This window comes from Microcoleus asticus IPMA8 (assembly GCF_013179805.1).
Taxonomy (GTDB): domain Bacteria; phylum Cyanobacteriota; class Cyanobacteriia; order Cyanobacteriales; family Microcoleaceae; genus Microcoleus; species Microcoleus asticus.
The window spans coordinates 1-13,165 of record NZ_SRRZ01000065.1; the positions used below are offsets into that span (position 1 = coordinate 1).

Consider the following 13,165-nt stretch of genomic DNA (forward strand, 5'->3'; position numbering starts at 1 on the left):
TTAAAGTTTTTTTGAAGCCATACACCGTCAGGGTTTTGGCTCTTAACCACCGCTGGGCCATCCCCTGGCTGACTCCTCTTTATGGCTTGGGTCTTTTTTTTTGCCAAGATTGGACTTTTGAGGGGAGCATCTACCGCGTATGGGTAGAATATCTCTACGTGTAGATGTTCTATATATAGATGTTTGATCGCCCGCTCATGAAAAAACCTACAGCCCGCCTTAGCGGCTTATTCATTACCTGCGCTTCACTGCTGCTGGCTTGCAGTCAGACGAACACTCCCCAAACCTCTACTACAGTATCTCCGGCGACTTCCCCATCTCCCGGTGCTTCGCCAGAGGCTTCACCTGGGAGTAGTTCCAACACTATATCTATAGGTATTGGGGTGGCCCAAACTAGCAATGTGGCTTTACTGGGTCAGGAACAGGTGGCTGGGGCAAAAATTGCTGAGAAATATTTCAACGATAAGGGCGGTGTGGATGGGACGCCTATTAAACTGGTGTTCCAAGATACGGGTGGAGACGAACAAGGGACGATTAATGCTTTCAATACTCTGATCAATCAGGATAAGGTGGTTGGTATTGTGGGGCCAACCCTGTCACAACAAGCTTTTAGTGCCGATCCGATCGCCGATCGCGCAAAAATTCCCGTACTCGGACCATCCAACACGGCTAAAGGCATTCCCCAGATTGGCGATTATGTGGGCAGAGTCTCCGCGCCTGTCGCCGTGGTAGCACCTAATGCGGTTAAGGCGGCCCTGAAGCAAAATCCCAATATTAAGAAAGTAGCCGTGTTTTTTGCTCAGAATGATGCTTTTAGCAAATCTGAGACTGAAACTTTTCAGACAACGGTTAAAGATATGGGACTGGAATTGGCAACAGTCCAAAAATTCTTGACTACTGATACAGATTTCCAATCTCAAGCCACTAATGGGATAAATGTCAATCCCGATTTGATAATTATTTCTGGGTTGGCCGCAGATGGAGGCAATTTAATTAAGCAGTTGCGGGAGTTGGGCTACAAAGGCGTTATCATTGGGGGCAACGGTCTGAATACTTCCAATGTATTTTCGGTTTGCAAGGCTCTTTGCGAGGGGGTTTTAATTGCCCAAGCATACAGCCCGGAATATCAGAATGAGATTAATAAGGCTTTTCGTGATGCTTATCGCGCTCAATTTAAGAAGGAACCGCCTCAGTTTAGCGCTCAAGCTTTTACTGGCGTACAAGTTTTTGTTGAGTCATTAAAAGAAATTAATGCTAAGTCGAAGGTTAGCCAACAGCCTTTGGCAGAATTGCGTACAAATTTGAATCAGCAGTTGTTAAGTGGAAAGTACGATACGCCTCTGGGGGAAATTTCTTTCACGCCGGAAGGTGAAATCAATCAGAAAGAGTTTTATGTGGCACAGATAAAAATGGATGCTGATGGTAATAACGGTAAATTTGAGTTTTTGAAATGAACTCAGGCACCACACGGATACACGGATGAGTTATTGAGTGTGACTCTGAAGTCTCCCCCCCTGCCCCCCCAAGGGGGGAAGTCAGAAGTCAGAGTAAAAATTTTATGTTTTTTGTTGTTGAATGATTTCGGTGTGAGGCTCAATTCTTAACTGGTGATGGACTTAACTCTGTTTCTGCAACAATTTTTGAATGGTTTGTCGATCGGCAGCGTGTATGCTATTTTTGCTCTGGGATACACCCTAGTGTTTTCTATTCTCGGAATTATTAATTTTGCTCACGGTGCAGTGTTTACTTTGGGTGCTTATTTCACTTATGCACTGATGGGCGGTGGTTTTGGTTTTAACGGGTTGTTGGCTAATGCGAGAATTCCCGTGCAGTTTCCTTTTGCTGTGGCACTAATTTTGGGCAGTACGCTGGCTGGTTTGGTGGGAGTAATTGTTGAAAGAGTTGCTTTTTTGCCTTTGCGCCGCAGACACTCAGATCCTCTGCTGACGGTGGTTTCTAGTTTGGGGGCGGCGGTGGCGATCGCCAATATCATCCAATATCTTGTCGGTGCGGAAATTTACACTTTTCCTGCTAACACTTACGGCTATTTACCGGCTGCAATTAACTTCGGAACAGCGGATAAACCTATTCCGATTCGGACTGTTCAAATAGTAATTTTTGTGGTATCAGTTGCGATTGTAGCTGTCTTAACTTACTTAATAAATTTTACTAAGTTTGGCAAAGCAATGCAGGCTGTGGCTGAAGATGCGACAACTTCTAGTCTGTTGGGTATTGATACTGACAGATATATTGTGTTGACGTTTTTTGTGAGCAGTTTTCTGGCGGGTTTGGCGGGGAGTTTGGTGGGTTCTAGTGTGAGTATTGCTGGGCCGTATTTTGGTATTGCTTTTGGTTTGAAAGGTTTGGCGGTGATTGTACTTGGTGGGTTGGGAAGTATTCCTGGGGCTGTTTTGGGAGGTTTTATAATTGGTTTGGTGGAGGCTTTTGTGCCTGGTGATTTTTCGGCTTATAAGGATGCTGTTGCTTTTGCTATATTGTTTATTATGCTATTGGTTAGACCGCAAGGTTTGTTTGGACGGCGTTTGATTCAAAAGGTGTAAGATAATTCGGCCATTGAAATCGCTTAAGAGTCAAACTAAGTTTCCCTCCAAGAGACTAAGAAATAGAGGTGTTTGATTTAAAAGGTGTCATAAAATTCGGCGATTGAAATCGCTTAAGAGTCAAACTAAGTCCCTTTCTAAGAGACTAATAAATAAAAAAAGTTATGAATGAATTTTTTACTACTTACGGGTTTCTGATTGTCTCGATGTTGCTGGGTGCAATGTTGGGAATGTCGCTGTATTTGCCTTTAATGACTGGACAGTTGTCTCTGGCTAGCCCTGGTTTTTATGCTTTGGGTGGGTATATTGCGGCGATTTTATCTAAGACGGTTTTTCAACAGACAGGGGGTTTATTTCCACTGCCGTTGTTGTTATTAGAGATGATAATTGCAGGGATTGTTTCGGGGTTGCTGGGGATTTTGGTGGGAATTCCGGCGCTGCGGTTGAGTGGGATTTATTTGGCGATCGCAACTATTGCTTTTGTGGAAATTTTGCGGGTTTTATCGCTGAATCTAGATATCACTGGTGGGGCTGTGGGGATTTTTGGGATTCCGCAACCGTTTGCGACGCCGATCGAGTATTTGTGGATTGTACTACCTTTACTGTTGGTAAGTATGGCGATTGTGTATCGGCTGGAACGGATTCGGGTGGGGCGCGCTTTTGCTGCAATCCGCGCTGATGAGTTGGCGGCTGATGCGATCGGCATTAACCCAACTTTTTATAAGGTTTTGGCTTTCACGTTAGGTGCTGTTTTAGCTGGGGTTGTGGGTGCAGTTAGTGCCCATTTTTTGAATACTTGGAATGCGCGTCAAGGTACTTTTGATGCTAGTATTATTTACTTGACTTCTGTGTTGATTGGTGGTAGTAGAACTTTTCTGGGAGCAGTTTTGGGTGGGATGGTGTTTACTGCTTTGCCGGAGGTTTTGAGGGGAATGGCGACGATTCAGGGATTGCCAATTTGGTTGGCGCAATTTCTGCGGGATGGACGTTTAATTATTTTTGGCTTGCTGATTGTTTTGGGGACGATATTTTTTCCGCAAGGTTTGGTGACGCCGGAGTTGTTGAAGAGGTTTAAAAAGGCCGATCGCACTTCTGTTTAAAAAAGGATGGCCAGCCATCGCCGACCTCAGCAATCATCACTACCCTATCGTTGATGCGGACTTCAGAGTCGATCGGCTTTTCCGATTCATTGGGAAACCGCCTCAGTTTGATCCTCCCATACTCAGATGAGAAATGCGATGTTTCTGCTACACCATAGACAACGAAATAGGGCGAAACGCAGTTGTAGCCAACTGGTTTAGATGATGAATTCATGGTTTATGCGGTCTTTTTGGATATTCGATAGCTCTTCTCAATGCAATCACTAACTTGGATCCATTGAGAAGAGCTTTGTATTGTTTTCAGGAAGCAGATAGAAAATGCCTAACCTTGATTTACTGCGCTGGGTTCCATGAACATAGTTTCCCAAATGTGGCCATCTAAATCCTGAAAGCCATGACTATACATAAATCCGTAGTCTTGCGGTTCATTGTAGGTCGTTCCGCCAGCAGCAACTGCGTTGCGAATCATTTTATCCACTTCTTCTCGGCTCTCGGAAGACAAGCACACCAGCACTTCTGTACTCTTGGTGGCATCGCAAATTGGGTTGGGTGTAAATTCCTTGAACTTGGCTTCTGTCAAGAGCATGACGAAGATGTCTTCGCTCACAACCATACAAGTGGCAGTTTCGTCAGTAAACTGGGCGTTAAAACTGAATCCAAGTTTAGTAAAAAATTCGACAGACCGATCGAGATTTTTGACGGGTAAATTCACGAAAATTTTAGTAGCCATGTTTTCTCCTTTTTAACTTCGATCGCAAGGTGAAACATTAACGATTTTTCGCTAATGTTTGAATTGAAGAGTAACGCCTGTGAGCAAACTTGAAAAAGTTAGGTAGCTGGCTGGACATTAATCATCCACGGTGTGCCAAATCGATCGACCAGCATTCCAAAACGGGTAGACCAGAAGGTCTCTTGGAATGGCATCTTTACCGTTCCGTTTTCTGCCAATTTTTGAAATATCCGCTCCGCTTCGACCAGATCGTCAAATTGAAGATTCACAGAGAATCCCTGTGGTTTGTTAAAGGAATCGGGTGGAGTGTCAGAACCCATCAATACCATTTCACCAACAGTTAAGTTGGCGTGCATGATTCGATCGCGCTGTTCGGAGGGAATTTCCTCAGACATCGGCGCATCCCCATAAGTCATCATCCCGTCGATTTTGCCACCTAAACACTGTTCGTAGAATTTAAAGGCAGCTTTACATTCACCGTCAAAAAAGAGATAAGTATTCGATTGCATCATGTACTCCTTTGGTTAATAGTCGATCGAGCAATCCATTCACGGGAAATGATGTGGCTGCCGAACAAAAAGTTAGGCAGTATTTATGCCCTCAAGAACGCTGGAGTTGTTCTGCTTCCGCCCGAATGCGTTCTTCCTGTTCCCTGAGTTCGGGCGTCAAGGATTCGCCGAAGTCCTCTGCTGTAAAGATCGGGCGAATTTCGATCTCGGATTCTCCTGGCATCGGGTTGGGGCAGCGTTTGACCCAGGCGATGGCTTCCTCCATCGACTGCACTTGCCAGATCCAGTATCCGGCAATCAGCTCTTTTGTCTCTGTGAACGGCCCGTCAGTCACGCTGCGATTTGTGCCTGAAAACCTCACCCGCGCTCCTTTTGAGCTGGGATGTAGCCCTTCGCCAGCGAGCATAATTCCCGCCTTGACCAATGCTTCGTTGTATTCCCCCATTTCCGTCAGAAGCTGTTCGCTGGGCATGACGCCTGCCTCTGAGTCTTCGGTAGCTTTGACTAGAACCATGACTTTCATAGTGAAATCTCCTTTTGTTTGTGGTTGTTGAGCTGGGCTAAGGTGCGATCGTCAAAACAGCTTGAGACGTTTCTGGATCGAAGGGGACAGAGCAATGCTCGTGTACAATCTGCCATCTGCCCTGCTTCCGCTGGCACGCAGAGGTCATTCGCATCCACATCTGCGCCCCTGGGTGATCTTTTGGCATCCCTGTAAAGTGGAAAAACCAGTGCGCGATCGCCAAATCACCGCTCACGGTGAGGCTGAGGTCTCGCATCTCAATCCCGAAGGAGTCCGGGAAGCAAGGCAGACACGCCTCCCACGTCCGTCGAAATTCATCTGCACCTTTGGTTTGGAACGGCGGTATTGCATCGAAAATAATCACATCTTGGGCGTAGTGCGCCATGATGCGATCGAGGTCTTTGGCGCAGATGGCACTGGCCGTATCTGCGATGATTTGTCGAATCTGGGCTTCGTTTTGTGTTTTGGTTGTTTCGGTTGTCATTGTCATCGTGGTATCTCCTTATTGATGTGGATTGGTTTTCCGGGCGCAGATTGAAAACTGCTAACCCTTGCTCTACCATCTAGTCGAATAGAGGTGGGTGCGATCGACAAGTTGAACATTTTTTCTGGAAAAGTTTGTCAGTGCGGATGTGGAAGTTTGCGTTGAGCGGTACTGACGGCAACTACTGGTCTGATGGCAAGCCCGACAGTTCCACGATCGGGCGAATTTCCACCGTACCTTTACTGGCGCTTGGTAGGCGTGCTGCGATCGCGATCGCTTCGTCAAGATCCTGGGCATCGATCAGAAAGTAGCCGCCGAGTTGTTCGCGCGTCTCCGCAAACGGTCCATCGGTGACAAGTTTTTTGCCGTCACGCACTCGAATACTGGTTGCTGTGGCGATCGAGTGTAGCGGCGAAGCACCCAAATATTGACCGTTCGCTTGCAGTTCTTGGGTTAGCTGCAAAGACTTGGCGTAGCATTGCTGCAGCTCGCTTTCAGTCCAGGCATTTTCGTCGCTGTAAATCAGCAATATATATTTCATCAAAATTATTGGTAGAAACCCCGTCTTTCAAGACGGCTTTACTTAAACTAGAACTGGTACGAATACCCATCTTTTCTATGGATAATCTGACAGTATTTATGGTTAATACCCTGTACCAATTCTTTCGCTGATATATTGAAAAAACCGCTGCTGCGAACAGCTACTCTACCAACATATTCACCAATTTTCTTTCCACTGGTTACCACTGCTTTCACAAGGTCGCCAGTTTGAAAACCTTTAACAAATTTGTCGCGAGGTACGTAACGAGATGGAAAACCAAATTTATCAGTGCGACACATTTGCCGAGTGCCATGACCGTTAGCTTTGATTAGCAATGGCTGATCGGTTAACACCACTAATTTATCAACCTTGGCAACACAAGCAGCGTCAAAATAATGAGTTTTGGGCAACTCTAATCGAGTGCGATTGTATTTTGTCTGCCCGCCGGAGCCTGTCGTAACAGGTAATTCCGTTAGCTTGAGTTGGTTGAACAATGCCCAGCGGGTTGAATTTACGGCGGTGGCATCTTTGAGTGGTCGTTTGACTTGTACCATGATTTGCTTGAGTAAGTCTGGCTTCTTCGAGAGGAAATCCTTAATATCTTGAGTGCCTTTCTTGAGATTACATTTTTCGCAAGCTAGACACAGATTAGAGATACGATTGCTACCTCCTTTTGCCTTGGGATGAATGTGTTCTACCTGCAAGGGGATGTTTTCAGTATTGCAATAAGTACACTTTCTGTCCCATTTGTTAAGCAGATATTCTCTGATCTCGTACCCAAGTAATTCGCCTTGCTGATATTCGACCCCAGAGATTTCGGGCTTCTCTAGTTGCTGAAAATCGAATCGAACCAACTCCATCGCAATACTATTTACGGGTGCAAATCTGATGAATTTGTTAACCCAAGTCAAGGTCGTATCTACTCTGTGTTTCAAGCTAGGAGCTAGCCAGCTCTTTGGGCGAGTGCGATTCAGGAAACGCGCTTGACGGTAGCGGGTATGTCTAGCTCGACGACATCGACGGATAGCACGGCGAGAATCCAAACTAGCTTTAATTGCTTGTCCTCTGTGATTTAGCTCGGCTACAAAGATAAGCTTTTCGCCTTTGAGTAGCGCAATTCCTGTAGTTTTACTACCAGGATCTAGTTTGATCTCGATCAATTGGGTAGGGGTATCAACACCGCGTTTAAGAATGATGGTAAACGGGTATCTACGGAAGACCGCAGCTTCGCCATTCGAGAGTAATTTTCTAGCCACGGCAGGATGAACAGGATCTAGCGGGCGCTTATTGGTATCAAGTACAAATGTGTAATTTTGCATGAAATTCTCCCTTGCGGGGTAATGTTTGCTTCGCCAATATTTCGAGAGCTTGTTAGGTTAACAACACTGCTCCAGTGACCTTAGAACTGTTTAATTGTTAACGACAGAGCAGAAGACTAGCACGCATCTAAGGGTGTCCTGACTCTCGAAATGTAGTCAATTAAGACGCTTGGCTGGTCAGAATGGCTTACTGGATTTCTCCCGCAAGCCTCATGCCTTTAGGCTGAGGTTCCTGACTTAGTAGTCGTTCGGCGAGGCTGCAAATCGACAGCGCAGCAAAAAATTTTTTCAGCTTAACTCGCGAAGGCGTTTTTCGAGAAAACGACGCTCTGGTTCCTGTTTCACGATCGCCAGCGCCTTTTGGTAGGATTCTCTGGCATCAGCCGTTCTGCCCAGCCGCCGACACAAATCGGCTCGCGCGGAGTGTGCCAGATGGTAGTCTGCCAAATCGCCGCGCGCTAATATTTGGTCGATCGATTGCAGTCCCGCTAAGGGGCCATCGCGCATTGCCACTGCCACCGCCCGATTTAAGGCAACAACGGGCGACGGCTCTAATTGCACGAGCAGGTCGTATAAGCTCACAATCTGCGCCCAGTCCGTTGCAGCAGCACTCTGGGCCTCTGAATGCACGGCTGAGATCGCAGCCTGAAGCGTGTACGAACCAAACCGTCCCGATGATAGCGATTGCTGCACCAGTAACCTGCCTTCAGAAATTTGTGCTTGATTCCAGAGCGATCGATCTTGGTCTTCTAGAAGGATGAGATCGCCTGTGGAGGAAGTGCGGGCGGTGCGCCGCGATTCTTGCAGCAGCATCAGCGCCAGGAGTCCAATCACCTCCGAGTCTGGCAACAGTTCCATTACCAGCCGTCCCAAACGGATCGCTTCGTCAGCGAGATCGGCCCGCGTCAGCGATCTGCCAGATGAGGCCGCGTACCCTTCGTTAAACACCAGGTAGATCGTTTGAAGCACGGTGTCCAATCGATCGGGCAAATCGGTTTTCGACGGCACTTGATAAGGAATGCGTGCGTCGCGGATCTTCGCCTTTGCCCGCACGATCCGCTGCGCCAACGTGGGGGGAGCAATTAGGAAGGCGCTGGCAATTTCCTCGGTACTGAGTCCGCAAACTTCCCGCAGCGTCAACGCCACCTGAGCTTCTGGAGATAAGGCCGGATGACAGCAAGTGAAAATCAAGCGCAGGCGATCGTCCTCAACGTCCTCGTCATCCTCGATTGTGGTGTCACTCGGATCGAGTTGTTGAGCGAGTTCTGCCAAGTGCGTATCAAAGCGGGCGCGACGGCGGATGGTGTCGATCGCTTTAAAGCGACCCGTAGATACAAGCCACGATCGCGGGTTAGCGGGAATGCCGTCGCGGGGCCATTGCGCTACAGCCGCAGCGAAGGCTTCGTGCATCGCCTCTTGGGCGCGATCGAAGTCACCGAGCAAGCGGATCAGTGTGGCTAAAACGCGGCGCGACTCGGATCGGTACACAGCTTCCACCTGCTGACGGATTTGATTGGCTGCTGTCTCATTCATAAAGCGTTCACAAAACAAAAATATATTATCGGCCGTGCCGCAGAGTACGGTGCTCCCATTGCGCCCGTGCAATCCGCCAATCGACCTCGCTCCAACCGCGATCGGACATCCATGATGACCCTGGGCGGGTAGCAACCACCTCTGCTCCTATCCACTCCGCCAACCGAGCGATCCGGGTATTTGCACTCACGGTAGACCCGGAGATCGCCTTCAGATCGAGTTCCGCGAACCCAAAGTCTAGCAGCGCACGCCCCACCTCGATCGCGTAGGCATATCGCCCCCAATAAGCTGGTGCCAGTTCGAGACCAAATTCCATCTCGCCTGTTTCGCAAAACTCTCCCCGCAGTCCACAGCAACCGACAAGCGCGTAAGGTTCCTGTTGTTGTACGATCGCCAGTTGGTAATTGAGTCGAGGGCGATCGCCAGCCCAGGCCTGAAACATCTCGAATAGACGTGCGGCATGGTCGGGACTAGACCGATCGGGTTCGTAAAATGTCTGGTTGCGCGGATCGGCTTGATACTCCAAGAATGGCGATCGATCGGAATCTACAAAGTCACGCAGCAAAAATCTTTTGGTTACAATCTTTATCATAACTTACAACTTTAATTATGGGCAATTAAACAAACATCATATTCTGCCAAATCTTAATAGTTTTGTCACTGCTGCCGCTAGCCAAAAACTCTCCTTCCGGGCTAAAATTAACAGAATAAACCGAGTTATTATGACCCGCAATATTACAGATTTCTTGACCGTCTTTCACTCGCCAAATCTTGATAGTTTGATTGCTGCTGCTAGCCAAAATCTCGCCATCGGGACTAAAAGCAATAGAATCAACATACCAAGAATGTCCTGGGATAGTTAAAACTTCTTGCCAATCTTTGACCCACCAAATTTTAATAGTATTGTCATGGCTGCCGCTAGCCAAAAACTCTCCATTTGGACTAAAAGCTATGCAGCGAACGGAGTCGGTATGGTCTGTAAGTGTGCGAATTAGATTCCCATCTTTAACGCGCCAAATTTTGACTGTTCTGTCCCAACTGCTGCTAGCAATAGTTTCTCCATCAGGGCTAAAAGCAACAAAATAAACTAAATTGGTGTGACCCCCAAGCGTGCGAATTTCTTGCCCGTCTTTGACTCGCCAAATCTTGATTGTTTGGTCCCAACTGCAGCTAGCAATAATTTCGCCATCGGGACTGAAAGCTGCGCCGTAAACTGAGTTACTGTGACCGATAAGGGTGCGGATTTCTTGTCCATCTTTCATCCGCCAAAGTTTGACAGTTTTGTCGTGGCTGCTGCTGGCTAGCATCAGCCCGTCAGGGCTGAAGGCTACTGTATAAACTGAGTTAGTATGACCTGTAAGAGTAACTATTTCATGCCCGTCTTCAACTCGCCACAGTTTGATTGTTTTGTCATCGCTGCCGCTGGCTACAACTTCTCCGTTGGGGCTGAAAGCCACAGAGTAAATTAAGTTTTTGTGACCTGTGAGGGTGTGAAGACATTGCCAGTTATAGGTTGGCTGTTGGGGCTGGGCGGGAGTTTTTCCTGGTTTAACTAACTTGGAGTTTGTTTGAGGAATTGCTAGATCGATCGCAACTTGGGGATTAATTTCTTTTAATACTTCAACAGCCGTTTGATAGCGGCGGTTGGTAGCATTTGCAATCATTTTGTCTAAAATTTTACCTAGTTGTTCACTCACCGGGTTGTTTGCCAAATACTGTCGCCATATCCAGGCATCTTCACCTGGATCGAACAGGTCAAATGGGGAAACTTGAGTTAGCAAATACAAACAAGTTACGCCTAAACTGTACAAATCGCTGGTAAAAAATGCTTTGCCTCTAGCTTGTTCGGGGGCAATGTATTCGGGGCTGCCGATGCTGGTTCCTGTTTTGAGTAATGCTGTACCTGTGGCAATTTTTGCGGCGCCAAAGTCTACTAAGACTAATTGTTTGTCGGCGCGGCGGATAATGTTTCCTGGTTTGATGTCTCGGTGAATAACGTTGTGGGAATGGATGAAGTGAAGGACGGGTAATAAGCTATTGAGTAAGTCTTGAATTTGATTTTGTCTAAATGTGCCTTCTGTTTCTACAATTTGTGCTAAATTTTGCCCGTCAATAAATTCTTGGACTACATATTGTCGGCTGTCTTGGATGGAATAGGCTAACAGTTCGGGAATTTGAGGGTGTTTTCCCAATTCGTCTAATCGCATTGCTTCTTGTTCAAAAAGTTCGGCTGCTTTTTTGCTGTTGCGATTGCTTGCTGATGGGATGAGTTGGGTTTCTGCGGGTAAAAATTGTTTGATGACGCAGCGAGGTTTTGAGGGTTTGTCTTCGTCAACGGCGAGAAAGGTTCTGCCAAAGCCACCTTGTCCGATCGCCTTTATCGCCCGGTAGCGATCGCGCAGCAGCAGTTTGGAACGGCAATTTCGACAAATTTTGGCTGCGGGAGGGTTTTGCGGCTTGGAACAATTGGGGTTTAGGCAGTAACTCATTCGATTTTAGATTTTAGATTTTAGATTGGGGATTTGGGAGTACGGATTTGAGATTTTATGTTTTTGAATATTTGCACTAGGCAGTAAATATTATACCTCTTTAGATTTTAGATTTTAGGTTTAGGATTTGGGATTACGGATTTGAGATTTTATGTTTTTGAATATTTGCACTAGGCAGTAAACATTATACCTCTTGCCAGACTCTCTAAAATTTATAAAACTTATTCTCAAAGGGGTTTTACGCGCTACTTATAGGGGTAAGGTGCGCGTGAAGGCGCACCTTACATATAGAGGTTTTGCCACTCCTAAATTAACTATTTTAGAAATTCCACATAACGGGGTTATCGTCTAAACGAGCGGTGACGGTTCGCCCGATCGTGTCAATTTCTTTTAATTCCTCTTCACTCAATTTTACCTCAGCAGCTTTAGCATTTTCGGCTGCTTGTTCCCCGTCGCGCGCGCCGACAATTGCATTTGTTTGGGGCTGGGAAATCAACCAAGCTAAAGCTAAGTTGCCCAAGCTTGTCTGGTGGCGATCGGCAATTGGTCTGAGTTGATTTAATGCTGTTTGCACTCGGGCGTAATTTTCTTTGATGAACAGCTTATTTTTGGTGCGGTGATCGCCTTCTTCAAACTTGTGTTCTGGCCCGAATTTACCTGTCAATATTCCTTGAGCTAGAGATGAATAGGCAATGATTGAGATATGATTGTCCACACAATAGGACATAGCATCTTTTTCTACCCAGCGCCAAAACAGAGAATATGGCGGTTGTAAGCTGTCGATGCGTCCGTATTGGGCTGCTTCTTCTATTTGGGCGCGGGAGAAGTTGGAAACGCCGATCGCCCGAATTTTTCCCTGTTCTTTTAACTTGTTGAGGGCGTCCATTGTTTCTGCAATTGGCACTAACTCGGAATTCCAAGTGCCGGCGGGCCAGTGGATTTGGTAAAGGTCGATATAATCGGTGTTGAGGTTTTTTAGCGATCGATCGCAGGCTTCAATTAACAAATCTGGTTTCAGGTGGTTAGCGAAAACTTTGCTAGCATAAACTACTTGCGATCGCACATCTGAAAGTGCTTGACCGATAATTTGTTCCGAATGCCCTTCTCCGTAAGCCTCAGCCGTATCAAAGGTGGTAATACCCGCCTCAAAAGCGGCGCGCATTGCTTTGAAAGTTTCAGCATCCTCAATTCCCACCCACATCCGCTTGCCAGCTTGCCAAGTCCCCATAATTATCGGGGTAATCTGAATTTGTGATGTCCCCAATTGTCGCTTTTGCATACCCTAAGTCCTGATTTAGATTTTTAGTATTCACCCTCAAGCTATCTAATTTTAACAGAAAAAAGTTGCTGTACTTGCTTGAGAGTACCAATTTTGT

General features: G+C 46.7%; 14 protein-coding genes. 3 read left to right on the forward strand and 11 right to left on the reverse strand.

Features of this window, described 5'->3' with window-relative positions; all coding sequences use genetic code 11:
* The first annotated feature begins 197 nt into the window (after positions 1–197).
* From E5S67_RS17770 to E5S67_RS17780, 3 genes are all read left to right on the forward strand, one after another.
* Positions 198–1,454, forward strand: a complete 1,257-nt coding sequence (locus E5S67_RS17770; RefSeq protein WP_172189490.1) for an ABC transporter substrate-binding protein — start codon at positions 198–200, stop codon at positions 1,452–1,454.
* 156 nt (positions 1,455–1,610) lie between these two features.
* The gene (locus tag E5S67_RS17775; RefSeq protein WP_172189549.1) at positions 1,611–2,561 is read left to right on the forward strand and encodes a branched-chain amino acid ABC transporter permease; all 951 of its coding nucleotides are present in this window, start codon (positions 1,611–1,613) and stop codon (positions 2,559–2,561) included.
* 164 nt (positions 2,562–2,725) lie between these two features.
* Positions 2,726–3,661, forward strand: a complete 936-nt coding sequence (locus E5S67_RS17780; RefSeq protein ID WP_172189491.1) for a branched-chain amino acid ABC transporter permease — start codon at positions 2,726–2,728, stop codon at positions 3,659–3,661.
* On the opposite strand, the gene E5S67_RS17785 is transcribed toward E5S67_RS17780, so the two are convergent.
* The 11 genes from E5S67_RS17785 to E5S67_RS17835 form a co-directional block, all read right to left on the reverse strand.
* A complete protein-coding gene (locus tag E5S67_RS17785) occupies positions 3,633–3,875 on the reverse strand; it encodes a VOC family protein (RefSeq protein ID WP_172189492.1) in 243 nt (80 codons plus the stop codon). The two genes, E5S67_RS17780 and E5S67_RS17785, sit on opposite strands and share 29 nt — an antisense overlap.
* Before the next feature lie 108 nt (positions 3,876–3,983).
* On the reverse strand, positions 3,984–4,391 hold the full coding sequence (locus E5S67_RS17790; protein WP_172189493.1) for a VOC family protein: 408 nt from the start codon (positions 4,389–4,391) through the stop codon (positions 3,984–3,986).
* Positions 4,392–4,489: 98 nt separating this feature from the next.
* The gene (locus tag E5S67_RS17795; protein ID WP_246276843.1) at positions 4,490–4,903 is read right to left on the reverse strand and encodes a VOC family protein; all 414 of its coding nucleotides are present in this window, start codon (positions 4,901–4,903) and stop codon (positions 4,490–4,492) included.
* Between the two features lie 88 nt (positions 4,904–4,991).
* On the reverse strand, positions 4,992–5,423 hold the full coding sequence (locus E5S67_RS17800; RefSeq protein ID WP_172189494.1) for a YciI family protein: 432 nt from the start codon (positions 5,421–5,423) through the stop codon (positions 4,992–4,994).
* 37 nt (positions 5,424–5,460) lie between these two features.
* Positions 5,461–5,913 carry a YybH family protein gene (locus E5S67_RS17805; RefSeq protein WP_172189495.1) on the reverse strand — a complete coding sequence of 151 codons (453 nt, stop codon included), beginning with the start codon at positions 5,911–5,913 and terminating at the stop codon, positions 5,461–5,463.
* A 175-nt stretch (positions 5,914–6,088) separates the two neighbouring features.
* Entirely contained in the window at positions 6,089–6,448 is a 360-nt protein-coding gene (locus tag E5S67_RS17810) for a YciI family protein (protein WP_172189497.1), read from the reverse strand.
* A gap of 47 nt (positions 6,449–6,495) precedes the next feature.
* The gene (gene iscB, locus E5S67_RS17815) at positions 6,496–7,767 is read right to left on the reverse strand and encodes an RNA-guided endonuclease IscB (RefSeq protein WP_172189499.1); all 1,272 of its coding nucleotides are present in this window, start codon (positions 7,765–7,767) and stop codon (positions 6,496–6,498) included.
* Between the two features lie 288 nt (positions 7,768–8,055).
* A complete protein-coding gene (locus E5S67_RS17820) occupies positions 8,056–9,300 on the reverse strand; it encodes an RNA polymerase sigma factor (protein ID WP_172189501.1) in 1,245 nt (414 codons plus the stop codon).
* Between the two features lie 25 nt (positions 9,301–9,325).
* The gene (locus E5S67_RS17825; protein WP_172189503.1) at positions 9,326–9,892 is read right to left on the reverse strand and encodes a GNAT family N-acetyltransferase; all 567 of its coding nucleotides are present in this window, start codon (positions 9,890–9,892) and stop codon (positions 9,326–9,328) included.
* A gap of 25 nt (positions 9,893–9,917) precedes the next feature.
* Positions 9,918–11,789 (reverse strand): serine/threonine-protein kinase, encoded by a 1,872-nt coding sequence (locus tag E5S67_RS17830; protein ID WP_172189505.1) that lies wholly within the window; start codon positions 11,787–11,789, stop codon positions 9,918–9,920.
* A 319-nt stretch (positions 11,790–12,108) separates the two neighbouring features.
* Positions 12,109–13,068: an aldo/keto reductase gene (locus E5S67_RS17835; RefSeq protein ID WP_172189507.1), complete on the reverse strand. Its 960-nt coding sequence runs from the start codon at positions 13,066–13,068 to the stop codon at positions 12,109–12,111.
* Positions 13,069–13,165: the final 97 nt, after the last annotated feature.

Coding starts and splice junctions, on each gene's coding strand:
- E5S67_RS17820 (WP_172189501.1), bottom strand. CDS start 9,300: ATGAATGAGACAGCAGCCAATCAAATCCGTCAGCAGGTGGAAGCTGTG.
- E5S67_RS17800 (WP_172189494.1), bottom strand. CDS start 5,423: ATGAAAGTCATGGTTCTAGTCAAAGCTACCGAAGACTCAGAGGCAGGC.
- iscB (WP_172189499.1), bottom strand. CDS start 7,767: ATGCAAAATTACACATTTGTACTTGATACCAATAAGCGCCCGCTAGAT.
- E5S67_RS17805 (WP_172189495.1), bottom strand. CDS start 5,913: ATGACAATGACAACCGAAACAACCAAAACACAAAACGAAGCCCAGATT.
- E5S67_RS17835 (WP_172189507.1), bottom strand. CDS start 13,068: ATGCAAAAGCGACAATTGGGGACATCACAAATTCAGATTACCCCGATA.
- E5S67_RS17770 (WP_172189490.1), top strand. CDS start 198: ATGAAAAAACCTACAGCCCGCCTTAGCGGCTTATTCATTACCTGCGCT.
- E5S67_RS17810 (WP_172189497.1), bottom strand. CDS start 6,448: ATGAAATATATATTGCTGATTTACAGCGACGAAAATGCCTGGACTGAA.
- E5S67_RS17795 (WP_246276843.1), bottom strand. CDS start 4,903: ATGATGCAATCGAATACTTATCTCTTTTTTGACGGTGAATGTAAAGCT.
- E5S67_RS17825 (WP_172189503.1), bottom strand. CDS start 9,892: ATGATAAAGATTGTAACCAAAAGATTTTTGCTGCGTGACTTTGTAGAT.
- E5S67_RS17775 (WP_172189549.1), top strand. CDS start 1,611: ATGGACTTAACTCTGTTTCTGCAACAATTTTTGAATGGTTTGTCGATC.
- E5S67_RS17785 (WP_172189492.1), bottom strand. CDS start 3,875: ATGAATTCATCATCTAAACCAGTTGGCTACAACTGCGTTTCGCCCTAT.
- E5S67_RS17830 (WP_172189505.1), bottom strand. CDS start 11,789: ATGAGTTACTGCCTAAACCCCAATTGTTCCAAGCCGCAAAACCCTCCC.
- E5S67_RS17790 (WP_172189493.1), bottom strand. CDS start 4,391: ATGGCTACTAAAATTTTCGTGAATTTACCCGTCAAAAATCTCGATCGG.
- E5S67_RS17780 (WP_172189491.1), top strand. CDS start 2,726: ATGAATGAATTTTTTACTACTTACGGGTTTCTGATTGTCTCGATGTTG.